Source organism: Nesterenkonia aurantiaca, assembly GCF_004364585.1.
Taxonomy (GTDB): domain Bacteria; phylum Actinomycetota; class Actinomycetes; order Actinomycetales; family Micrococcaceae; genus Nesterenkonia; species Nesterenkonia aurantiaca.
Map to the genome: position 1 here is coordinate 59520 of NZ_SOAN01000002.1, position 22823 is coordinate 82342.

Below are 22823 nucleotides of genomic sequence, written 5' to 3' on the forward strand. Positions count from 1 at the left end.
GGGCGCGGCATATGGGACACTGTTTGCGCTATGCCTTACCTTCCCTCTGGTTTCCCCGACGGCGCCTGGCTGCCCGAGGTCGTCGTCGAACTCGGCGAACGCTTCGCCGCCCGCGGCTTCGAACTCTCCCTGGTGGGCGGTCCCGTCCGGGACCTCTTCCTGGGCCGGACCTCCCCGGATCTGGACTTCACCACTGCCGCCACCCCGGATCAGATCATCGAGACGGTCTCCGGCTGGGCTGAGGCGCACTGGGACATCGGCCGGGACTTCGGCACCATCGGGATCCGCAAGGGTGCCGACACCATCGAGATCACCACCTACCGGGCTGAGGCCTACGACCCGGGCTCGCGCAAGCCCCAGGTCAACTTCGGCACCGACCTGGGCGAGGACCTCGTCCGGCGTGACTTCACGGTCAACGCGATGGCGCTGAAGCTGCCCAGCTTCGAACTGGTGGACCCGCACGGCGGGGTCAAGGACCTGCACCTTCGACTGCTGCGCACCCCCGCCACCCCCGAAGAGTCCTTCTCCGATGACCCGCTGCGCATGATGCGCGCGGCCCGCTTCGCCTCCCAGCTGCGCATGGAGGTCGCCCCCGAGGTGCGCGCGGCGATGACCGAGATGTCCCAGCGACTGAGCATCGTCTCGGCGGAGCGGATCCGTGAGGAGCTGGTCAAGCTGATCTGCGGTGCCGACCCGCGCGCCGGGATCGACCTGCTGGTGGACTCCGGCCTGGCCGAGATCATGCTCCCGGAGGTGCCCGCGCTGAAGCTCACCGACGATGAGCACCACAGGCACAAGGACGTCTACCAGCACTCCCTGCAGGTGTTGGAGCAGGCCTGCGCCCTGGAGACCGACGACGAGGGCCCGGTGCCCGGCCCGGACTTCGTGCTGCGCTTCGCGGCCCTGATGCACGACGTTGGCAAGGCCAAGACCCGGCGCTTCGAACCCGGCGGCGGGGTCAGCTTCCGGCATCACGACGTGGTCGGCGCCAAACAGACCCGCCGGCGGATGCAGGAGCTGCGCTTCGACAAGGCCACCATCGCCGCGGTGAGCCTGCTCGTGGAGCTGCACATGCGCTTCTACGGCTACGGCGACCAGGGCTGGAGCGACTCGGCGGTGCGCCGCTACGTCACCGACGCCGGTGACCAGCTGCAGCGGCTGCACCGGCTCACCCGGTCGGATGTGACCACCAGGAACAAGAAGAAGGCCGCCCGGCTCGATCACGCCTACGACGACCTTGAAGCACGGATCGCCGAGCTGGCCGAGCGCGAGCAGCTGGACCGGATCCGGCCGCACCTCGACGGGGAAGCGATCATGGCCGTCCTGGAGATCCCCCCGGGCCCTGAGGTGGGCCGGGCGTATAAGTTCCTGCTCGAACACCGCATGGAGCACGGGCCGGTGTCCCGCGAGGACGCCGTGCAGATCCTCAAGGAATGGGCCTCAGCCCAGCTCTGAGCTCGGCACCGGTTCGTGCCGGCCACCCGGGGCTGGATCCGGGATCGCGCGTCGCACGGGATCGCGCTCCGGGCGCAGGATGTCGAGCACCACCTGGACCATCAGATAGATCGTGGCGCCGATGTGGCCCAGCACCGCGGCGATGTAGAGCGCGGTGTCGAAGGAATGCTGCGGATCCTGGTCCCCCACGATGCCTGCCAGGTACATCCACACCGCCCAGAAGTGCAGCAGCTGGAACCCCTGCCAGATCAGCGCGTCGCGCCAACGCGGTGCCGCCAGCGCGATGAGCGGGATCAGCCAGATCATGAACTGCGGCGAATAGACCTTGTTCAGCAGCAGGAACGCCGCCACGATCAGGAACAGCAGCTGCACCATCCGGGGTGGATGCTTCGCCAGCAGTCCCAGCACCAGCACTCCGGCGCAGGCCGCCACGAAGAGCCCGAGTGCGAGGCCCGAGATCATCTCGGGACTCGGGCCGCCGCGATCCCCGGCGAGCAGCTGCCAGAGGTGCCAGGGTGAGGAGTATCCGGCGCCGCGCTCGGCGGAGAGCTCGAAGAACTGGGACCAGGAGGTGAAGCTCAGCGCCATCGCCGGGATGTTGAGCACCAACCAGCTGGCCGCCGTGCCGCCGAGCACGCGCAGGAAGACCTGAAACCCCAGCCGGGTGTCGCGGCGCAGCACCAGGACCAGCACGGCGCCGAGCATGAACAGCGGGAACAGCTTGAAGGACACGCCGACGCCGATCATCACCCCGGCGCTGACATGGGCCCCACGCTGGAAGGCCAGGATGGCCAGGGCCAGCGCGGTCACGGCCCAGATGTCCCAGTTGATCCCGATGCCGAAGATGATCGCCGGGGAGAGTGCCACGATCGCGGCGTCCCAGGGACGCGCGCCGGCGGCCTTCATCACCACCAGCACCAGCACCAGCCACACGGCTGCGGCCGCGGCGAAGCTGAGGTCCCAGTAGAGCAGCGAGGCGCGCTCGGCGGACCAGCCCAGCGCCACGGTCACCTCCTGGGTGAGCAGGAACCGGGTCGAGGCCGCCAGCAGCGCGGCGACCAGGCTGGTGAGCACCGGGTACTCGAAGTAGCTCGGGCCGAGCAGCGGACCCCACGGCGCCTGGCCGAGTTCACGCTGGGTGAAGAGCGCGCTGATGTCTGAATAGCAGCCCGCGTGATAGACCCCCACCCCGCCCCAGCCATTGATCCGACAGTACTGGCTGGTCAGCGCCGAGAGCAGGATTCCCAGCACGGTCAGGCCCAACAGCACCCGGGTCGGGGTGCCCCGAGGGCGCAACCGAGCCCCTGCGGGTCCGCCGAGGCGTTCCGAGAGGTGCCGCAGCATCGGGTCATCCCGGGTCGGAGCGACCGGGGGTCCGTCCTTCGGGGGCTTGGTCATCGGGTCCACGATAACCTCCGGGGTCGACTCGCTATAGGCTTCTGACTCAGAGACACCGATATGACTGAGATCACCTTCCAGCTGGCGGCGGGACCCCCGCCGCGCTGGGAGACAGAGCTGCAAGACCCCAAGGAGAGCACTTTTGGCAGATCATCCCATCCGAGTCGCCGTGGTCGGCGTCGGAAACTGTGCGGCATCACTGGTCCAGGGCGTGGAGTACTACAAGGACGCCCCCGATGATCAGCGAGTTCCCGGGCTGATGCATGTCCGATTCGGGGACTACCACGTGAGCGACGTCGCGTTCGTCGCGGCCTTCGATGTGGACGCGAAGAAGGTCGGGCTGGACCTGGCCGAGGCGATCACCGCCTCGCAGAACAACACCATCACCATCGCCGAGGTCCCTGCCACCGGGATCACCGTGCAGCGTGGCCCGACCCTGGACGGACTCGGGAAGTACTACCGGGAGACCATCGAGGAGTCCGCGGCCGAGCCGGTGGACGTGGTGGCCACGCTGAAGCAGGCCCAGGCCGATGTGCTGGTCTGCTACCTGCCGGTGGGCTCCGAGGAAGCCGCCCGGTTCTACGCCCAGGCCGCGATCGACGCGGGCGTGGCCTTCGTCAACGCGCTTCCGGTGTTCATCGCCGGCACCCCGGAATGGGCGAGCAAATTCGCCGACGCCGGGGTCCCGATCGTCGGGGACGACATCAAGTCGCAGATCGGGGCGACGATCACGCACCGCGAGCTGGCCCACCTGTTCGAAGACCGCGGGGTCCACCTGGACCGGACCTACCAGCTCAACGTGGGCGGGAACATGGACTTCAAGAACATGCTCGAGCGCGATCGACTGGAGTCCAAGAAGATCTCCAAGACCCAGGCGGTGACCTCGAACACCTCCGCGCCGCTGGCCGACCGAGATGTCCATATCGGACCCAGCGACTACATCCAGTGGCTCGATGATCGGAAGTGGGCGTTCATCCGGCTGGAGGGTCGCAATTTCGGGGACGCCCCGGTCTCCATCGAGCTCAAGCTCGAGGTCTGGGACTCGCCGAACTCAGCCGGGGTGATCATCGATGCGATCCGGGCGGCGAAGATCGGGCTGGACCGCGGCATCGGCGGACCGCTGCTCTCGGCGTCGAGCTACTTCATGAAGTCCCCGCCGGAGCAGTTCCACGACGATGTCGCCCACGAGAAGGTTGAGGCCTTCATCCGCGGCGAGATCGACCGGTAGGAACTTCCCAGCTCGCGTCTCGGCAAGCCGCTGGAGGGTTCAGCGGGAGCTGGAGTGGTCTGCGGCATAGGCCGCGAAGATCTCATCCAGGTCCCGGCCCGAGACGAAGCTCGGGCTCAGCGTGGAGCCCAGGTGGTCCAGCAGCGAGCCGAGCCTCGCGGCGCTGATCCGCACCTCCGGCGCGCTGCTGTCTGCTGCGGCTCGACGCAGCGCCAGGGCATGGTGCAGGTGCTGCGAGAGCGCGACGGCGTCCGCGTCGACTCGGAAGTAGTAGGTCTCGCTGTGCTGGGTGAAGTCCACGCAGATCTGCGCGATCTGCTCCGAGAGCCGGTCAACCTCGGTCTGGACCGAAGCCGGGTCCAGTTCGGAGAGCTGCTTCAGGAATCCGGATTCCTGAAGCGCGTTGAGCATCAGCGCGGCAGAGCGCCGGCGGAACAGCGGCGGATAGATCTGCATGAACCAGGTGAGCGCTCCGGTGAGCAGCGCGAAGCCGGTCAGTCCCTGGACCGGAGCCACCAGCCTCAGCCCCGGCTCCACCGCGACCACATCGCCGAAGCCGAGCGTCGCCAGCGAGGCCAATGAGACGTAGAGAGCCTCGGCGAAGACCGGGTAGTCGCCGGGGTTGATACCGTCGGCATAGAGGAGGCCCTCAGGGACATGTGGGTAGTAGATCAGTGCCCAACCCACCGCTTGGATCATCACCCACATCATGATGACGGCAACCATCGTGGCGGGACCGAGCGCGTAGCTCAACCGATGCTTCGTGGTCCTGGAGAGCTTCCACACCGCTGAGAAGACCAGGCTGCTCAGCGGACCTGACCCGCGCGGGTGCAGCAGGTGGTTGAACATGTCCCAAAGGCCCACCAGGATGACGGCGATTCCGGCGATGGTCAGTACGGTGCCCAAAGAAGACTCCTGAGACTCGAAGGTGTCCTGCGACCTTAGCGCCACAGGGCCCGCCCAGATCCAGCCTGTGCCCCCTGAAGGGATCGTGTCCGGCGGGTCCGGGTATTTTGGAGGGATGGAGAGACTTCACGCCGTCGACGCGCTACGCGCGCTGGCCCTGCTGGGCATCTTGTCCGTGAACATCTGGTACTTCGCCTTTCCGGAGAACCTCGTCGGCGGCGGGCGCTCCGCCGGACTGAGCGAGACGGGCTCCGGAGACGACGCCGGGGCCTTCGCCGCTGCTGATCAGTGGGTGGCCTTCGCCGCTACAGCGGTCTTCGAGGGCAAGTCCTATGTGATCTTCTCCTTCCTCTTCGGTCTGGCCTTCGTGCTGCAGTGGAGCTCCGCGCACCGCGCCGGGGTCAGCGAGGTCTCCCGCTCACAGCGTCGCTTCACCGGACTGGTGGTCCTCGGGCTGCTGCATGGGGTCTTCCTCTTCGTGGGCGACATCCTGCTCGCCTACGCCGTCCTGGGCTTCGCGCTGCTGGGACTGCGCCGGATCAGCACCCGGGCCGCGCTGCTGCTCGCCGCCGGGCTCTGGGTCGTGGTGGCGCTGGCGCTCCTCGGACTGGGCGCACTGACCTGGTGGCTGGAGTCCGCTCCGCTGATGGACGGCGCGGCGATGAGCCCGGAGTCCATGGAGAGCTCCGGGCTGATCATGGCCAGCGAGGAGGCCCGGGCGGCCTATACCGGGAGCCTCGGCAGCTACCTGGCCTTCCAGCTGGACGCCTACGCGCTCGTGGCCCCCTCGATGCTGCTGGTGCAGGGGCCCATCGCGTTCGCGGCCTTCCTGCTGGGGCTGGTGCTCGGACGCCTGCGGATGCTGGAGCGGATCCTCGCCGGAGAGATCGCCACGGCGCGGCTGGTCTCGGTCATGCTGCCCGCCCTCGCGGTGGGAGGCGGGCTCAGCGTGACCGCCGCCTGGATGGTCTGGGGCGGCGAGCCGGGAGCCGGTGGATTGGGCGCTGAGACGCTCAGCGCCGGACTGATCTTCCTCGCGGGACCGGTACAGGCCACCGGCTATGTCCTGGCGGCACTGCTGGTCATGCGCCACCGCGGGTTCAGCTGGCTGGTGCGCCTCCTGGCCCCGGCCGGGCGGATGTCGCTGAGCAACTACCTGGGCCAGTCCCTGGTGCTCGCCCTGATCTTCTCCGCGCTGGGCGCCCCGCTGGGCCTGGGACTGGCCGGGCAGCTGAGCGCGAGCCAGGTGGGCGGCGTCGTCGTCGTGCTCTGGCTGGGCCAGCTCGGGATCTCGCACCTGTGGCTGCGCTTCTTCGACCGCGGCCCGATGGAGGCGCCGCTGCGCGCCTGGACCTACGCGGTGAAGCCGCTTCACGTGAAACCGGCCCAGGATCATCCTTCAGCGTGATGCGCACCGCACCGGTGCGGACCTAGCGTGGAGCCATGATCACAGCCAGCGGCCTGCGCAAGACCTACGGGGAGCGAACCGCGGTGGACGGGATCAGCTTCGCGCTGGAGCCGGGCCGGGTCACCGGCTTCCTGGGTCCCAACGGGGCGGGGAAGTCCACCACGATGCGGCTGGCCATGGGGCTGGACCGGCCCAGCGCCGGGCAGATCACGATCAACGGCAGGCCCTACGCCGAACACCGCGCCCCGCTGCGCGAGGTCGGGGCGGTGCTCGACGCCGGGGCGTGGCATCCGGGATGGACCGGGGAGCAGCAGCTGCGCATCCTGGCCGCCACCCACGCCATCCCCAAGGCTCGGGTCCAGGAGGTCATCGAGATGACCGGACTCAGCTCCGTGGCCACCCGACGGATCAAGAGCTACTCCCTGGGGATGACTCAGCGGCTTGGGATCGCCGCTGCGATGCTGGGTGACCCCGGGGTGCTGATCTTCGACGAGCCCATCAACGGGCTGGACCCTGAGGGCGTGCGCTGGGTCCGCCAGCTGGTCCGCCGACTCGCCGCCCAGGGACGGACCGTGTTCATCTCCTCTCATCTGATGTCGGAGATGGCGCAGACCGCCGATCATCTCATCGTGCTCGGACAGGGGCGGATCATCGCCGATCAGCCGCTGGGCGATTTCATCGACCCGGCGGGAGAGACCCGGGTGCTGGTGCGCACCGAGGACGCGCAGGCGCTCATGACTGCGCTCGCCGGAGCCCAGATCACCCTGGTCTGCCAGGACGCCGAGACCTTCGAGGCGCGCGGCATCGACGCCCGGAGCATCGGCCGCCGGGCACTGGAGATCGGCGTGGTGATCCACGAGCTGACCCCGCTGCACTCCTCCCTGGAGGAGTCCTACCTCAGGCTGACCGGGAACTATGTCGAACACCGCTCCGGAGGACTGCTATGAACCCCAACACCTCCCGCGCCCCGGGAAGCACCCAACCCGGCGCCGTTGATCATCCGGCGGGCAACGCCGCGGCCTCGGCGTTCGGTCCCGCCGAGGTCAGCTTCACCCGTGCGCTGCGCGCGGAGTGGCTGAAGCTGACCAGCCTTCGGCTGAACTGGTGGCTGAGCCTGGCCGCACTTGCGGTGATGATCCTCACGCTGACCGCCACCGTGTTCAGCACCCGCTACCTGTTCTCCGAACCTCCGGTCCAGGGCCTGGACACTGAGCTGACCGGGCTCGGCCTCTTCGAGAGCGTCTACTTCAGCTTCACCCTGGTCACGCTGCTGATGGGGGCGCTCGCGGCGGTCGCGATCACCACCGAGCACACCTCGGGCTCGATCCGGTCCTCGCTGGCCGCGGTGCCCAACCGCAGCATGTTCTTCGCCGCGAAGCTGCTGGCGGTCTGCGGCTTCATCGCAGCGCTCACCGCGGCGCTGATGCTGCTCTGCTTCCTTGTCCTGCTGCCGCTGGCCGGGTTCTACGACGTGATGCCCCCGCTGTGGGAGCCCGAGCTCTGGTGGATGACGCTGAGCAACGCGGCGGTGGTGATCATCACCGCCTCACTCGGGTTCGGGCTCGGAGCGCTGCTGCGCAGCACTGCCGGAGCGGTGGTCACCTACTGCCTGCTGCTCTTCAGCGGACCCATCGCGCTGGGTCTGCTGCAGGCGCTCACCGACTTCGCCCCATGGGTCGAGGAGCTGGCCCGCTTCGAGATCTTCGCGCTGCAGCGCCAGTTCACCGCCGGCAGCGCCTCCCTGGCCACAGACCTCCCGGTGCCGCTTGCCGGTGGGCTGCTGCTGGCCTGGGCCGGCGTCGTGCTGCTCCCGGGGTGGCTGCTGTTCACTCGACGCGATGCCTGAGCCGGGTGCCGCGCCACTGGGTAGAGTCGATGCCGTGATCACCCAGGCGCCCTCCGAATCCCCCACCGGGCAGGTCATGCCGGCCGGCTTCGAGGATCTCGCGATCGTGCGCCGGCGCGGCCTGCGCGGCTGGTTCCGCAGGCATCCGAGGTCGATGGACGCGGTGGTCATCGGGGTCTATGTGCTGCTGACCCTCTGGGTCTACCCCTACGCCTTCTACGATCTGGGCAGCGGCGCGCTGTGGCTGCTGATCGGCTATGGCGTGATCATCGCTGCGCTGTGCTTCCGTCGCTCGCATCCGCTGAGCGTGCTTGCCCTGGTGGCCCTGGCCGAGGCGGTGCTGCTGCTGTTCTACCCCTGGCAGGGCGTGCAGATGATGGGACTGTGCTTCGCCGCCTACGCCGTGGCGCTGCAGCGCGGACTGCTGGTGGGGCTGATCACCGGTCTTCCTGCCTGTGTGCTGGGGTATCTGACCTTTCTGCGCACCGAGATCTGGGCGGATCGGAACCAGCCCAGCTGGTGGATGGAGAACTACTACGATCCGATGGGGCTCAGCGAGTTCGAGTCGCTGAGCATCCTGGCGGTGATGATGTTCTTCAGCGTCGGGATCTCCGCCGGCATCGGTGCCGCCGTGTGCCGCGGCCGCAGCCATGAACAGGAGGTCCTGGAGTGGGCCCGGCGCAGCCAGCAGCTGGCCCAGGTCGCCGAGCGCAACCGGATCGCCCGAGAGATGCACGACGTGATCGCCCATTCGCTCTCGGTGATGATCTCGCTGGCCGACGGCGCCCGGATCGTGGCGCGCAAGGATCCGCACCGCGCCGGCGAGGTCCTCGAAGAGCTCTCCGGCACCGGCCGCACCGCACTGGGAGACATGCGGCGCGTGATCGGGGTGCTGCGCGAGGGCCAGGACGTCGGCGCCGCCCGGCGCCCGGTCGGGGAATCCCTCGAGGACCTCTATGAGAACTTCCGACAAGCGGGCCTGCCGCTGACCGTGAGCCTCACCGGGCCCTCGCTGCCCGAGGACGCCGGCTTCGGTCTCACGGTGCACCGGATCATCCAGGAATCGCTGACCAATGTGCTGCGCTACGGGCGCCAGGTCACCGAGGTGGCGGTGCACATCGAACACCGCCCCGGTCCGAGCCTGGAAGAGTCGCGACGGCTGCGCTCTGAAGGCCTCAGCGCGGCGGACCAGGCCGCGCTGGGAATGCCGGCCACCGGTCAGGTGGTGCTCACGATCACCGACGACGGCGTGCACCCGGCCCATGGTGAGCGCCGCGAATCGGTGGGCAGCGGCCTGGGGATCCATGGCATGGAGGAGCGCGCAGGCTTCTACAGCGGTTCGGTCTACGCAGGCCCGGCACCGCGCCGGGGCTGGATGGTGCGCGCGGTGCTGGAACCGCCGCAGAAGGGATGACCAGGTGAACAACCACCACCACGACGACGCGGCACACCCCGCACGCCTCGAGGCCGCCGTGCCCGGGGACGAGCCGCGCACCGGCCCGTTGAAGGTGATGCTGGTCGATGATCAGCACCTGCTCCGGATGGGCTTCCGGCTGATCCTCGAGGGCGAGGAGGACCTGGAGGTCGTGGCGGAGGCCGCCGACGGGATCGAGGCGCTGCAGACGCTCAACGCGCTCCCCCCTGGCCAACGCCCAGAGGTGGTGCTGATGGATGTGCGGATGCCTCGGATGGACGGGATCGAGGCCACCACGAAGGTGGTCGAGCAGTTCCCGCAGACCCGCGTGATCATCCTGACCACCTTCGACCTGGACGAATACGCCTTCTCAGGACTCCAGGCCGGCGCGAGCGCCTTCCTGCTCAAGGACGTCACCCCGGAGGACCTGGTCCACGCGGTGCGCGTGGTGGCAGAGGGCGACGCCGTGGTGGCCCCGCGGATCACCCAGCGGCTGCTGGAGGTCTACCTGCGCGGTGGAGCCCGGATCGAACCCTCAGCAGCGCAGAGCCCCAGCGGCGGGGCAGCTCGCCGCGCTCGCGGAGCTGCAGGCGGCGCGGGGACCGGCACGACCGACGCGACCGGCGCCGGGACCGGCACGGGGCGGCCGCTGCCCGATGGTCGGGAGATCGCCGAGGCCATGGACGATGGAGTCCCGCGCGAACCCCTGACCCAGCGCGAGACCGAGATGCTCTTCGCCGTGGCCGAGGGTCTCTCCAACGCGGAGATCGCCGCGAAGTTCTTCCTCTCCGAGGCCACGGTGAAGACCCATGTGCGTCGGATCCTGACCAAGCTGCAGCTGCGGGACCGGGTGCAGGCCGTGGTCTACGTGTTCCAGACCGGGCTTATCGGTCCGCTCTAGCCCGGAGGGTGCGCGGCGGGTCAGGTCTCGGACTGGCTGGGGATCCGATCTGCGGTTTGGGCATGGGCCTGGGCCTGGGTCTGCTCCTCGCGGTAGGCGTCGTGGTCGCGCAGCGCATTGCGCACCGCGGCACGGATCGTGGCGTGCAGCACGAACATCACGATCAGCAGCAGCGCCACGAAGAGCAGGAGATTGATGAGAAGGCCGGCCCACATTGCTGACATGCGGCCACGCTGGCAGCGGGCCCCGCAGGAATCGAGGCCTCTGATTAGGATGGCGAGCATGACATCCGAAGAGCTGATCGAAGACCTCGCCGACTATGTGACCGCCTCGCCCTCCTCCTACCATGCGGCGACCGTGGCGGCGCAGCGGCTGGTCAGCGCCGGATTCACCCAGCTGGGTGAACATCAGGACTGGCCCGCCGAGCCCGGACGCTACGTCGTGGTCCGCGATGGAGCCGTGCTGGCCTGGGTGGTGCCGGCCGGGGCGTCCCCGATGACCCCGCTGCGCATTCTCGGGGCACATACCGATTCCCCCGGGTTCAAGCTCAAGCCCAAGTCCACGATGATCAGTCAGGGCTGGCTGCAGGCCGGCGTCGAGGTCTACGGCGGACCGCTGCTGAACTCCTGGCTGGATCGGGAGCTGCGCCTGGCCGGGCGCCTGGTCACCCGCGACGGAGCCACACACCTGGCCTCCACCGGGCCCGTGGCTCGCATCCCGCAGCTGGCCATCCATCTGGACCGTCAGGTCAACGAGGGCCTCAAGCTGGGCAAGCAGGCGCACACCGCTCCGATCCTGGGACTTGCCGGCTCCGCGGAGCAGGCGGCTGCCGCCGACGTGCTGGGCCTGCTGGCCGCCTCCGCCGGGGTGGACCCCGCCCAGGTCGACGGCTATGACGTGGTCCTCGCCGACGCCCAGGCCCCGGCGACCTTCGGTGCGGCGCAGGAGTTCCTCGCCTCGAGCCGGCTCGACAACCTCTCCTCGGTCCACGCCGGACTCAGCGCCCTGATCGGCACCGCGGAGACGGCCGAGGCCGGCACGGTCATTCCGATGCTGGCCGCCTTCGACCACGAGGAGCTGGGCTCGGCCTCGCGCTCCGGCGCGGCCGGGCCGTTCCTGGAAGAGGTGCTGGGCCGGATCTATGAAGGCCTCGGCCGAGCCGCAGGTCAGCCCGATGCCACCACCACCCAGCGGGCTCAGGCGCTGGCGGCCTCCTGGCACCTCTCCAGCGATGCCGGGCACGCGGTCCACCCGAACTACTCCGAACGCCATGACCCGGCGAACCGGCCGCTGCCCAACGGGGGTCCGCTGCTGAAGATCAACGCCAACCAGCGCTACACCACCGACGCCCCTGGGGCGGCGATGTGGGCCCAGGTCTGCCGCGCCGCCGGAGTGCCCACCCAGGAGTTCGTCTCCAACAACGACCTCCCCTGCGGCTCCACCATCGGGCCGATCACCGCCACCCGGCTGGGCATCCGCACCGTCGACGTCGGCATCGCGCTGCTCTCGATGCATTCGGCCCGGGAGATGTGCGGGGTCCAGGACATCGCTCATCTCCGGGACGCCGTAGCGAGCTTCTTCACCACCTCGCTCAACAGCTGAGCGGGCGCGTTCGTCGCCCTGGCGCAAAGCCGGTACGATGGTGCAGGTTGTCTGACCTTGATCCTTCCTGCCCTCATGCCGAGGGCGGAGGAAAAGGCCCAGATGCAGATGCAGATAGACCCTCCTGTTACGGAAATCCCGTGACCGCAAGGCCAAAGGAGGTGGGTTAACACAATGCGTCACTATGAACTGATGGTGCTCGTCGACCCCGAGGTTGACGAGCGCACCGTGGAACCGACTCTCGGCAAGTACATGGAGGTCGTCAAGAAGGACGGCGGCACCGTGGACAACGTCGATGTCTGGGGCCGTCGCCGCCTGGCTTACGAGATCCAGAAGAAGACGGAAGCGGTCTACGCCGTCGTCAACTTCCACTCGACTCCTGACGCCGCCGCCGAGCTCGACCGACTGCTGCGCCTGAACGAGACGATCATGCGCACCAAGATCACCCGCCCCGAGGAACAGAAGATCGATTAATCCTCCAGGTGGTCTATCCACCTGTCAGGGCGAACCAGCAACCAAGGAGCATTTCCATGGCCGGCGAGACCATCATCACCGTTGTAGGCAACCTGACGGCAGATCCAGAGCTCCGCTTCACCCCCTCGGGTGCAGCGGTCTCCAACTTCGCCATCGCGTCTACGCCGCGGTTCTTCGACCGTCAAGCAAACGAATGGAAGGACGGAGAGACTCTCTTCGTCCGTTGTTCGCTGTGGCGTGAAGCCGCAGAGAACGCCGCCGAGTCCCTCACCAAGGGCACCCGCGTGATCGCGCAGGGTCGCCTGAAGGCTCGGTCGTTCCAGACCAAGGAGGGGGAGAACCGCACCTCCTGGGAGCTCGACGTCGATGAGATCGGTCCCTCGCTGCGCTTCGCCACGGCAAGCGTCCAGCGCTCGAGCGGCGGCCAAGGCGGCCGTCCGAGCGGCGGAGGCGGCTTCGGCGGCGGCAACGCCGGCGGCGCGGCCTCCGGCGGCGGCTTCGGCGGTGGGAACTCCGGCGGCGGCTCGTCATCCGGCGGCTCCGGCGGGTGGAACAACGATTCCGCACCGCAGGATCCGTGGGGCGGCCAGCCCTCCGGCGGCGGAAGCTGGGGCACCCCTGACAACAACGAGCCACCGTTCTGAGCTTGAGCAGCGCCTCGCGCTCCTCGAGCCCACGAACAGCGGCTTGAACACACACACTATCCACCATCCCGCATCCCACAGGTGCGGGCTCCGAGAATGAGAAGGAGCACCACGATGGCAAAGGCTGAACTCAAGAAGCCAAAGCCCAAGGCGAACCCGCTGAAGGCTGCTGACATCACGGTCATTGACTACAAGGACACCGCCCTGCTGCGGAAGTTCATTTCCGACCGAGGCAAGATCCGCGCACGCCGGGTGACCGGCGTGACTGTCCAGGAGCAGCGAAAGATCGCCCAGGCGATCAAGAACGCTCGCGAAGTCGCACTGTTGCCGTACGCTGGCGCAGGCCGCGGCTGATCCAGGACTGACTGGGAAGGAAAGGAACAACCATGGCAAAGCTCATCCTGACTCAGGAAGTGACCGGTCTCGGCGCCTCCGGAGATGTGGTCGACGTCAGAAGCGGCTACGCACGCAACTACCTGTTGCCGCGTGGCTTCGCACTGGCCTGGACCAAGGGCGGCGAAAAGGATGTGGAGCGCCTGCGCTCCGCTCGCAAGGCTCGCGAGATCGCAACGGTCGAGGAAGCACAGGCAGTGGCCACCAAGCTGCAGTCTGCCCCCGTGAAGATCACCGTGAAGACCGGCGACTCCGGTCGCCTGTTCGGAACCGTCGGTTCCGCACAGATCGCCGATGCGGTCGAGGCCTCCGGCCTGGGCTCCATCGACAAGCGCACCGTCGAGATCCCCGCACGTATCAAGGCAGTCGGCAGCTACAAGGCCACCGTTCGCCTGCACGCTGATGTCTCAGCGACCCTCGACCTGCAGGTCGTCGGCTCGAAGTAGGCAGCACCCAGCATCCCAGCCGAACCCGGCTGAAACACGAGAGAGCCTCGGACTCCTGCGGGAGGCCGGGGCTCTCTTGTGCTCTGGAGGAAGCCCCGACCGACCCGCGATCAGGGGCGTCTGTGGGGAATGACCTCGGGCAGGCGCGGGTTATGCTGAACGTGCTTCAAATTTGAATCAGTGACCGGGGTGGACCGGGTCACCCGTGACGGCGCAGGGAGCAGCTATGCAGTTCGGCATATTCAGCATCGGCGACATGACCCCGGACCCGAGAACTGGACGGGTGCCCACCGAGCACGAGCGCATCCAGTCGATGGTGACGATCGCGAAGCGGGCGGAAGAGGCAGGGCTCGACGTCTTCGCGGTCGGGCAGCACCACAACCCGCCCTTCGTGGCTCCGGCCAACCCGCCGATCCTCATGGCCTACCTGGCGGCGCAGACGAGCCGGATCCAGCTCTCCACGGCGACCACCCTGATCACCACCACCGACCCGGTGCGGATCGCGGAGGACTACGCCTTCGCGCAGCACCTGGCCCAGGGCCGCGTAGATCTCACCCTGGGTCGGGGGAACACCGGTCCGGTCTACCCCTGGTTCGGGAAGGACATCCGCAGCGGGATCCCACTGGCCCTGGAGAACTACGCGCTGCTGCACCGGCTCTGGCGCGAGACCGAAGTCGACTTCTCCGGGCGCTTCCGCACCCCGCTGCAGGGATTCACCTCCACCCCTCGCCCGCTCGATGACATCCCGCCCTTCGTCTGGCACGGCTCGATCCGCTCACCGGAGATCGCCGAACAGGCCGCCTACTACGGCGACGGGTTCTTCCACAACAACATTTTCTGGAACAAGGAACACACGGGGCGGATGATCGAGCTCTACCGCTCTCGCTACGCGCACTACGGCCACGGGCCGGCCGAGCAGGCCATCGTGGGCCTCGGCGGCCAGGTGTTCATGCGCAGGAACTCGCAGGACGCGATCCGGGAGTTCCGGCCCTACTTCGACCGGGCGCCGGTCTACGGCAACGGACCCTCGCTCGAGGACTTCAGTGCGCAGACCCCGTTGACCGTGGGCACGCCCGATCAGGTCATCGAGCGGACGCTGAGCTTCCGAGACTACGCCGGGGACTATCAGCGTCAGCTCTTCCTGATCGACCACGCCGGACTGCCGCTGAAGACCGTGCTGGAGCAGATCGATCTGCTGGGGGAGGAGGTCGTGCCGGTGCTGCGACGAGAGGTGGCCGCACGCGCCCCGCAGAGCACCCCTGAGTCGCCTACCCACCAAGTCCTGGCCCGTCGCCGCGCCGAGGGTCGCGACCCCGTCCCAGGGGGCGGCACGGCGGCGGCCGCCTGAGGCTGCGCCGCGCGCGTGGGCTCGGTCTAGGCTCAGGCCCCGCCTGAAGCCGGGGGTCCGGCTCAGCCGCGGCGTTCCAGCTCCTCGATCACGTTGATGCGTTCACTGCTCATCAGGTGCAGCGAGAGCTCGTTCGAGAGGTGCTGGAACATCGCCACGCCCTGGACGCTGCTGCCTTCCTCGTTGAGCCGCGGCGCGAAGGAGGCGATGCCGACCTGGCCGGGAAGCACCCCGATGATGCCTCCGGAGATGCCCGACTTCGCCGGGATCCCGATCTGGGTCAGCCAGCGCCCGGAGGCGTCATACATCCCGCAGGTCGCCATGATGCCCAGCGTGGTGCGGGCCGACTCGGCGGAGACCACGCGCAGACCGTTCTCCGGATTGATCCCGTTGTTCGCCAGCGTGGCCGCCATCCGGGCGATGTCTTTGACCGTGACCAGGATCGAGCACTGATCGATGTAACCGCGCACGGCCTCATCGGGCTCGGTCTCCAGGGAGCCGTGAGACTTCAGCATGTGGGCGATCGCCATATTGCGGTAGGCGGTGGAGTACTCCTCCTCGGCCGCGTCCCAATCGATCTCGAGCGGACGCCCGGCGAAGGCCGACATGCCATCAAGGATCCGGGTGGTCCTGCTGCGGACCTCGGAGGTGCGAGATTCGCTCTGCCGGCCACCGGGATGCTCCTCGTGGCTGGTGTGGTCCACCAGGTGGTGCGTGGCGATGGCGCCGGCGTTGATCATCGGGTTCAGCGGCCGCCCGGTGCCCCCCTCCAGGGAGAGCTCGTTGAACGCCTCACCGGAGGGTTCCATCCCGACCATCTCGCGGACTCGGTCCAGACCGATGTCGTCCAGCGCCAGCGCGTAGACGAACGGCTTGGAGATGGACTGGATGGTGAACAGGTGCTCGTCGTCCCCGGCGGAGCATTCCTGTCCGTCCGCAGTGGCCAGGGCGAGCGCCTGCAGCTTCTCATCGGCGTCTCGCAACCGCGGGATGTAGGCCGCAAGCTTGCCGCTGACATCCGCGCTGGATTCCTTGAGCACCTCACGGAGGTATGTGTTGATCGACTCGTGCACCGGATGTCTCCTCGGGGGTTGGTCCTCCCACGCTACCCGCTGGGATCCGCGGATCCGCCGGACAGGTTCTCACCAGGGTGTGGACAACTTGTGGAAAACCAGGGGTCGAAGGGTGCATACACCTAACGAGGGGGTTACGGCAACACGACGCAATGATGGAAAAACTGGTATCCGTCATGGGCGGTGCACAGGCGCGTCGGCATAAAACTCCTTGTCAGCAGCGTAATGGGGGTGTTACTGGGATGTTATCCACAGCTTGCTGCACATGTTGTGCACAAGACACGCCGCGTAGTCCACATTTACTCCACAGGCAGGGGCATTTCGTCCTATTGCCCCTGCTGGGCTCGGGACCTAAAGTGTGGAAAGTCCCTCGGACGTGAATATTGGCTGGGCCCCGCCCAGCGCGCATTCACGCGGCGCCGCAGTCTGCGGCGGGAGCGGAGACACGGGGCCGGCAGGCATGTTTTCAGGCTGGCCCGTGGTCGACGTGTCTGAGGCCTCGGAGAAACAGAGGAGATCCTGCTCACCGCGTCCCCGCGCACACACAGCGTGGGAGGCCCAGCGGCGGGATCTGGGGCACATCGGGTCGCCGGGAGACCGGCCAAGGGAAGGGGATCACGCGCTCACTGCCCGTGATCCTGCTGGGTCTTCCGGCGATCCGATCTCCGCCCCCTCAGCGCACCCCCGTCTGGGGGCGCTCAGCAGGGGTGTGCAGCGATGAAGCGCGCCACCCGGCGCGGCCAGGTGTCCAGCTCCTCGGGTGTCTCTGCGATCTGCAGCCGTGAGTTCGGGATCAGCTGGTGCAGCTTCTCGGCGGTGGAGACCGGGTGGGCATAGTCATCCACCCAGGCAAGGATCAGTGTGGGCACCTCGAGCTCGCGGATCTTCTCCGCACTGGGAAGATCGCTGACTCCGGCCCCGCGGAAGATCGAGGGCAGCAGCTCTTGGCTGACCGCCGGGACGCGCTCCTTCGGCCGGTCAGCCAGGGCGGGCGGCGGCAGCACCTGGCGCCCCACCCGGACGAAGGCGCCGATCCCGTGGTCCTCGATCAGCTCGGCGGACCTCTGGTAGGTCTCGGCCTGGCCCGCGCGGGTCGCCCAGGCCGTGGGTGGAACCATCAAGGTCAGCGTGGCGAAGCGGTCGGGATCGCGCAGTGCGGCATAGAGCAGGGTCGCGGCGCCCATCGAGGGGCCCGCGGCGTGGACCTTCGCTCCGGGTGCGAGCTCGTCGAGCAGCTCGAGCAGGTCCTCGGCGAGCCGGGGCCACAGGTAGTCCTCCGGCACGGCACGGCCGGTGGAGGAGCCGTGTCCGCGGGCGTCGTAGCGCAGGACCCGGCAGTCATCGAGGCTGAGCGTCATGTCCAGCCCGGCGCGCTGCTCGCGTGAGGCGCAGGAGGTCAGTCCGTGCAGCTGGACGAAGGTCGGACCCTCACCGGCGACCTCGTAGGCGAGTTTCGCCCCTGCCGTCTGGAAAAGCCCCACGGTCTTCGACTCCTCCATCTCAGGTGAACAACAAGTTGTGCCGGAAGCATGCCAGCGAAGTGAACGCCACCTAGACTACGCCGTATGCGGTTGACCAATGTGGCGCAGATGCACGCCAGGCCAGGACGTCTGTCCAGCTATTCGGTGGTGGCCCAGCCCGCCGCCGCCGTCGCACCGGACCGGGGCGTCGGAGCCGGCTTCAGTGCCGAGCCTCAGCAGAACGGTGCCCAGGCCGCTGCCCCACCGGGCGGACTTCCGGTCTCTTTCGACCAGAACCGCCATGTCAGCTTCGGGTCTCGGCCCGGATCGTGGATGGCAGTTTCTTTCCAGCTCGACGGGCCCGCCTCGCTGGACGAGATCGCCGCCGTCTGGCAGGTGGTGATCCAGCGCCACGGCACGCTGCGCACGGTCTTCGAGTGGCGACCCGAGCATCTTCCGCGCCGCAGTGACACACATCACGCCAATTCCGGTCCAGGGGGAGACTCCGGCGGACCGATCAGCGACCTGCTGCTGCAGGAGGTCGCGATGCTGCCCGGCACCTGGGAGCAGCTCTCGGACCCCGAGTCGCCCCGGGCTCCCATAGGATTCAGCACAGGCTCGCGGGCGGGGCTGCAGACTGCGCACCTGGCAGCGCCGAGGGAGCAGCTCAACGCGGCCGAGGTCAAGGCCGCCCTGCGCGCCCATTTCGACACCGTCTGTGACCCCTTCGGCATGCCCTCGCATCGGCTCTGCGTGATCGACGACGGTGAATCCGCTGCGGTGCGCGAGACCGCGGGGTCGCCGCAGATCGTCATCGGCTCCGACCACTCCCACGTGGACGCCTGGTCCCTGCTGGTGCTGGTCCGAGACTTCAACGCGGTGCTGAACAACCTGCGCGCCGGTCATCCCGCAGCCCATGGGCTTCCGGCGCCGGAGTCCTTCGCGGCCCATACCAGGGCGATGGAGGCCAAGCCGTTTCCACCCGAGGCGGTCGTCACCCGCTGGCGGGAGATCCTGGAGGCAGGAGGCGGGGTGATGCCGACCTTCCCGCTGCCGCTGGGTGATATCTCACTGCCGGTCAGTGAGAAGGTCGAGGTCCGCGACGTGCTGGACTCCGCAGAGCTGAACAAGCTGGAGGCTCACGCCAAGGCGGAGGGGGTCCGACTGATCGCCGTCGCCGTCTCGGTGATGACCCGGCTCTTCCGCGAACTGGGTGACCAGCCGCTGCGCACGGTCTTCCCGGTGCACAGCCGAGACGAGCCGCGCTGGTTCGACTCGGTGGGCTGGTTCATCACCAACGCGGTGCTGGAGAACGACGACGACAGCCTGCGCGGCAGCTACCAGGCGGTGAAGGAGGCGATCCGGCTGGGCTCGCATCCGTTGGCCCCGATCATGCGCCCCTACGGCGGGATGCCCGCTGAGCCGGGGATGTTCGCGATGAGCTGGCTCGATCACCGCAGGCTCCCGGTCAACGTGGACGAGGCGCTCAACGCCCAGCACATCTCTGCCGTGGTCCAGACCGACGGGGTGATGATCTGGTTCGTGGTCAACGAGACCGGACTGCACCTGCGCTGCCGCTATCCCGATACTCCCCAGGCCCGAGAGACGATGCACACCTGGCTGGAGGCAGTGGTCGAAGGACTGCGTGCACCGAGTATCGTGGAGGGGTGACTACCGAGCTCTACGACACCGGATCGCCCGCAGGGGTGGACTCCCGCACGCCCCCGCAGGACATGGTGGCGGAGCAGTCCGTGCTCGGCGGCATGATGCTCTCCAAGGATGCCATAGCCGATGTCGTGGAGGTGCTGCGCGGCTCAGACTTCTACCGGCCCGCGCATGAGCTGATCTACGACGCGATCATCGACCTCTACGGGCGTGGCGAGCCCGCCGACGTGGTCACCATCTCGGATCACCTGACCAAGCGCGGCGAGCTGCAGCGCATCGGCGGCCCGGCCTACCTGCACAACCTGGCCCAGTCGGTGCCCACCGCCGCGAATGCCGGGTTCTACGCCGAGATCGTGCGCGAGCGAGCGATCCTGCGCCGCCTGGTCGACGCCGGGACCAAGATCGTGCAGCTCGGACACACCGCCGACGGCGAGGTCGAGGGCATCGTCAACCAGGCGCAGTCCGAGATCTACAACGTGGCCGAGAACCGGCAGAGCGAAGACTATGTCGCGCTCTCCGAGATCCTGGGCCCAACGATCGATGAGATCGAGACCAACTCCGCCCACGACGGCGGACTCACCGGCATTCCCACCGGGTTCCGCGAACTCGATGACCTGACCCACGGCTTCCACGGCGGACAGATGATCATCATCGCCGCCCGCCCCGCCATGGGTAAGTCCACCCTGGCGCTGGACTTCGCCCGCGCCGCCGCGGTGAACAACAAGATGACCGCCGCCTTCTTCTCCCTGGAGATGGGTCGCAACGAGATCGCCATGCGTCTGCTCTCCGCAGAGTCCCGGATCCTGTTCTCCGACCTGCGCAAGGGCAATATCCGTGATGAGGACTGGGAGAAGATGTCCGAGGCGGTGGACCGGCTCAACGATGTGCCGCTGTTCATCGACGACTCCCCGAACATGTCGCTGATGGAGATTCGGGCGAAGTGCCGCCGGCTCAAGCAGCGTCATAACCTCAAGCTCGTGGTGCTGGACTACCTGCAGCTGCTCTCCTCGGGCAAGCGGGTGGAGTCCCGTCAGCAGGAGGTCAGCGAGTTCTCCCGTACCTTGAAGCTGCTGGCCAAGGAGCTCGACGTCCCGATCATCGCGCTCTCCCAGCTCAACCGTGGCTCCGAGTCTCGCCCGGACAAGAAGCCGCAGGTCTCGGACCTGCGTGAATCCGGTTCGATCGAGCAGGACGCGGACATGGTCATGCTGCTGCACCGGCCCGAGGTCTATGACAAGGAGACCGAGCGCGCCGGGGAGGCCGACATCATCGTCGCGAAGAACCGTAACGGTCCCACCCGCGACATCACCGTGGCGTTCCAGGGCCACTACGCCCGCTTTCAGGACATGGCCCGCGACTTCTAGCCGGGTCCGTGGTGTGCTCTGCCGGGCGGGGGACCCAGGCTCACCGGTAGTCCGAGGCCTCCAGCGTCGCGGCGTCGGTGGTCTCCAGATCCGTGATGAAGCGCCACGCATCGGGCCGGGATCCATCGACGTCGGTGAGGCCGTAGTGCTGAGCCAGCTCGAAGGAGCTCATCGAGAGGGTGTTCCATGCCGTCCGCTGCGGATCCGCCGCGAGCGCGGTGATCCCGCGCGCAAGCATCGCCGGGGTCTCGGAGATGACGAACTCGTAGGGCGGGACCACCTCGGTCTTTCCGCGGTTGGCCTCGGCAGCGGTGCGCCAGGTCTGTTCGGTCACCCCGAAGCCGTCGAGCATCATCTCTGAACGCAGCCAGCCGGGGGAGACCGAGACGGCGGTCCCGCCGTGAGGGGCCAGCTCATGGCCCTGGGCGAAGGCCAGTCGGTCCACCGCCGTCTTGGTCAGGTCGTGGAAGACGTTCTCGCGGAAGTGAGACGCGTTATAGCCGCGGGTCCCGTCGGTCACCTCCACCACCAGGCCCCCGGAGCTGCGGATGAGCAGCGGAAGTGCGGCGTGGCTGGTGTTCAGATGCGTGGAGAATCCGGTGTCGAAGAGCTTCCTTCCGGCTGCGAGGTCGGAATCCCACAGCGTCTTGCCGAACTCCACATAGGCCTCTCCGCCGATGTCATTGATCAAGATGTCCAGCCGGCCCTGCTCGGTGTCGATCCGCTGGATCAGCGCCCGGACCTCCTCGACCTGGAGGTGGTCCACGATCACCGGATGCGCGGTGCCCCCGGCGGCGCGGATCAGCTGAGCGGTCTCTTCGACGGTCTCGGTTCGGCCGTAGTCAGAGGGAGCCTGGGCCGTGGAGCGCCCGGTGCAGTACACCACGGCCCCGGAAGCCGCGAGCTCGCGGGCGATCGCGCGGCCCGCTCCGCGGGTGGCCCCGGTGACCAGGGCGATCCGCCCGGAGAGTCCGGTGGGGGTCAGCGGTGCGCTCGCGGGGGATGCCGGGCCAGGTGCGGACCGTGCAGACATGAGGTGCCTCCCGGAGAGATGATCGGTGATCTTCAGGGTCCCACGGCGCGGGCTGGGGATGTGGGTTCAGAGGGTGCCGAGGATGACGTCGAGGAACGTGAACCCCAGGATGCCGTAGAGCAGCCCGATCCAGAGCGAGTGGGTCAGGGACTTCCAGAACTGGCCGGTGGCGATGAGCAGCCCGAAGGCCGCGGGGGTGCAGGCCATGGCGTATCCGCCCACCAGCATCCAGAGCCCGGTGAACTCACCCAGGGCCAACATGTAGAAGCCCACCCCGATGGTCCAGATCATGGTGAACTCGAAGAGCAGCGCGGCGATGACCACGGTGACGATCACCGCCCAGAGATATCGGCCCCAGTCTCTGGCGAAGCGCCGCAGGGCGCTGGGTCGCCGTTCCGGCGCGGACCTCATCAGGGCTCTCCCGTTCGACCCGGCCTTGGCCGTTGAACGGGACTTGCCCGTCGGCTGGGCCTTGCCGGTTGACTGGGTCTTCCCAGCATTCCGGGCTTTTTCAGCGGACCGGGCCCTACCAGCAGGTCGAGTCTTCTCGACTGGCCGGGCCTTCCCGGTCGTTCCGGTGCCGGCGGGTCGGCGCGCGGCCGTCGTGCTCCGCTTCCGCGGCGGGGTCGAGGACCGTCCGGCGGGCCGCTTCGCGGTGGACTTCTTGCTGGTGCTCACAGCGTGTCAGCGTACCGGGACTCGGACGTGACCAGGACACCGATCGAAGCGGCGCGGTGGAACCGGGTCGGGGCTGTCCAGTCCTTG

22 protein-coding genes are annotated in these 22823 nt (G+C 68.0%); 15 read left to right on the forward strand and 7 right to left on the reverse strand.

Translation table 11 applies throughout. The features are described 5' to 3' along the window. Nucleotides 1-30 precede the first annotated feature (30 nt). Complete coding sequence (locus tag EV640_RS03275) at nt 31-1455, forward strand: CCA tRNA nucleotidyltransferase (RefSeq protein ID WP_036475740.1); 1425 nt, start codon at nt 31-33, stop codon at nt 1453-1455. Here the strand turns inward: EV640_RS03275 and EV640_RS03280 are convergent. Beyond that, nucleotides 1441-2853 (reverse strand): glycosyltransferase family 87 protein, encoded by a 1413-nt coding sequence (locus tag EV640_RS03280; protein ID WP_133725804.1) that lies wholly within the window; start codon nt 2851-2853, stop codon nt 1441-1443. The two genes, EV640_RS03275 and EV640_RS03280, sit on opposite strands and share 15 nt — an antisense overlap. A gap of 142 nt (nt 2854-2995) precedes the next feature. Here EV640_RS03280 and EV640_RS03285 point away from each other — a divergent pair, with 142 nt between their 5' ends. Beyond that, nucleotides 2996-4081: an inositol-3-phosphate synthase gene (locus tag EV640_RS03285; protein ID WP_133725805.1), complete on the forward strand. Its 1086-nt coding sequence runs from the start codon at nt 2996-2998 to the stop codon at nt 4079-4081. A 39-nt stretch (nt 4082-4120) separates the two neighbouring features. On the opposite strand, the gene EV640_RS03290 is transcribed toward EV640_RS03285, so the two are convergent. Continuing rightward, nucleotides 4121-4987, reverse strand: coding sequence for a potassium channel family protein (locus tag EV640_RS03290; protein WP_133725806.1), 867 nt, complete (start codon nt 4985-4987; stop codon nt 4121-4123). Nucleotides 4988-5102: 115 nt separating this feature from the next. Between EV640_RS03290 and EV640_RS03295 the strand changes: the two genes are divergently transcribed. From EV640_RS03295 to EV640_RS03315, 5 genes are all read left to right on the forward strand, one after another. Then, nucleotides 5103-6395 carry a DUF418 domain-containing protein gene (locus tag EV640_RS03295; protein WP_133725807.1) on the forward strand — a complete coding sequence of 431 codons (1293 nt, stop codon included), beginning with the start codon at nt 5103-5105 and terminating at the stop codon, nt 6393-6395. Nucleotides 6396-6430: 35 nt separating this feature from the next. Further along, the gene (locus EV640_RS03300; protein ID WP_036475743.1) at nt 6431-7342 is read left to right on the forward strand and encodes an ABC transporter ATP-binding protein; all 912 of its coding nucleotides are present in this window, start codon (nt 6431-6433) and stop codon (nt 7340-7342) included. Then, complete coding sequence (locus EV640_RS03305; RefSeq protein WP_133725808.1) at nt 7339-8241, forward strand: ABC transporter permease; 903 nt, start codon at nt 7339-7341, stop codon at nt 8239-8241. The genes EV640_RS03300 and EV640_RS03305 overlap by 4 nt, the downstream gene beginning before the upstream one ends. Further along, nucleotides 8234-9655 carry a sensor histidine kinase gene (locus EV640_RS03310; RefSeq protein ID WP_243832215.1) on the forward strand — a complete coding sequence of 474 codons (1422 nt, stop codon included), beginning with the start codon at nt 8234-8236 and terminating at the stop codon, nt 9653-9655. The genes EV640_RS03305 and EV640_RS03310 overlap by 8 nt, the downstream gene beginning before the upstream one ends. Before the next feature lie 97 nt (nt 9656-9752). Next, on the forward strand, nt 9753-10556 hold the full coding sequence (locus EV640_RS03315) for a response regulator transcription factor (RefSeq protein WP_036475918.1): 804 nt from the start codon (nt 9753-9755) through the stop codon (nt 10554-10556). Nucleotides 10557-10576: 20 nt separating this feature from the next. On the opposite strand, the gene EV640_RS03320 is transcribed toward EV640_RS03315, so the two are convergent. Then, nucleotides 10577-10780 carry a hypothetical protein gene (locus EV640_RS03320; protein ID WP_133725809.1) on the reverse strand — a complete coding sequence of 68 codons (204 nt, stop codon included), beginning with the start codon at nt 10778-10780 and terminating at the stop codon, nt 10577-10579. Nucleotides 10781-10838: 58 nt separating this feature from the next. Between EV640_RS03320 and EV640_RS03325 the strand changes: the two genes are divergently transcribed. The 6 genes from EV640_RS03325 (at nt 10839) to EV640_RS03350 (ending at nt 15463) form a co-directional block, all read left to right on the forward strand. Next, nucleotides 10839-12158, forward strand: a complete 1320-nt coding sequence (locus EV640_RS03325) for a M18 family aminopeptidase (protein ID WP_133725810.1) — start codon at nt 10839-10841, stop codon at nt 12156-12158. A gap of 174 nt (nt 12159-12332) precedes the next feature. Continuing rightward, nucleotides 12333-12632: a 30S ribosomal protein S6 gene (gene rpsF / locus EV640_RS03330; protein ID WP_036475747.1), complete on the forward strand. Its 300-nt coding sequence runs from the start codon at nt 12333-12335 to the stop codon at nt 12630-12632. Nucleotides 12633-12688: 56 nt separating this feature from the next. Beyond that, nucleotides 12689-13276, forward strand: coding sequence for a single-stranded DNA-binding protein (locus tag EV640_RS03335; protein ID WP_036475749.1), 588 nt, complete (start codon nt 12689-12691; stop codon nt 13274-13276). Nucleotides 13277-13390: 114 nt separating this feature from the next. After that, entirely contained in the window at nt 13391-13630 is a 240-nt protein-coding gene (rpsR, locus tag EV640_RS03340; protein ID WP_036475751.1) for a 30S ribosomal protein S18, read from the forward strand. Between the two features lie 32 nt (nt 13631-13662). Next, complete coding sequence (gene rplI, locus EV640_RS03345; RefSeq protein ID WP_036475753.1) at nt 13663-14115, forward strand: 50S ribosomal protein L9; 453 nt, start codon at nt 13663-13665, stop codon at nt 14113-14115. A gap of 226 nt (nt 14116-14341) precedes the next feature. After that, a complete protein-coding gene (locus tag EV640_RS03350) occupies nt 14342-15463 on the forward strand; it encodes an LLM class flavin-dependent oxidoreductase (RefSeq protein ID WP_133725811.1) in 1122 nt (373 codons plus the stop codon). Between the two features lie 62 nt (nt 15464-15525). Here the strand turns inward: EV640_RS03350 and glsA are convergent, their stop codons facing one another. Both glsA and EV640_RS03360 read right to left on the reverse strand, forming a co-directional pair. Then, nucleotides 15526-16536, reverse strand: coding sequence for a glutaminase A (glsA, locus tag EV640_RS03355; RefSeq protein ID WP_166645863.1), 1011 nt, complete (start codon nt 16534-16536; stop codon nt 15526-15528). A 698-nt stretch (nt 16537-17234) separates the two neighbouring features. After that, nucleotides 17235-18017: an alpha/beta fold hydrolase gene (locus EV640_RS03360; RefSeq protein WP_243832216.1), complete on the reverse strand. Its 783-nt coding sequence runs from the start codon at nt 18015-18017 to the stop codon at nt 17235-17237. 84 nt (nt 18018-18101) lie between these two features. Between EV640_RS03360 and EV640_RS03365 the strand changes: the two genes are divergently transcribed. Both EV640_RS03365 and dnaB read left to right on the forward strand, forming a co-directional pair. Beyond that, on the forward strand, nt 18102-19667 hold the full coding sequence (locus tag EV640_RS03365; RefSeq protein WP_133725814.1) for a peptide synthetase: 1566 nt from the start codon (nt 18102-18104) through the stop codon (nt 19665-19667). Continuing rightward, complete coding sequence (gene dnaB, locus EV640_RS03370; protein ID WP_036475756.1) at nt 19664-21025, forward strand: replicative DNA helicase; 1362 nt, start codon at nt 19664-19666, stop codon at nt 21023-21025. Before EV640_RS03365 ends, dnaB begins: the two co-directional genes overlap by 4 nt. Nucleotides 21026-21065: 40 nt before the next feature. On the opposite strand, the gene EV640_RS03375 is transcribed toward dnaB, so the two are convergent. Continuing rightward, complete coding sequence (locus EV640_RS03375) at nt 21066-22058, reverse strand: SDR family oxidoreductase (RefSeq protein ID WP_133725815.1); 993 nt, start codon at nt 22056-22058, stop codon at nt 21066-21068. A gap of 66 nt (nt 22059-22124) precedes the next feature. Further along, nucleotides 22125-22469: a hypothetical protein gene (locus EV640_RS03380; protein WP_133725816.1), complete on the reverse strand. Its 345-nt coding sequence runs from the start codon at nt 22467-22469 to the stop codon at nt 22125-22127. Between the last annotated feature and the right edge of the window lie 354 nt (nt 22470-22823).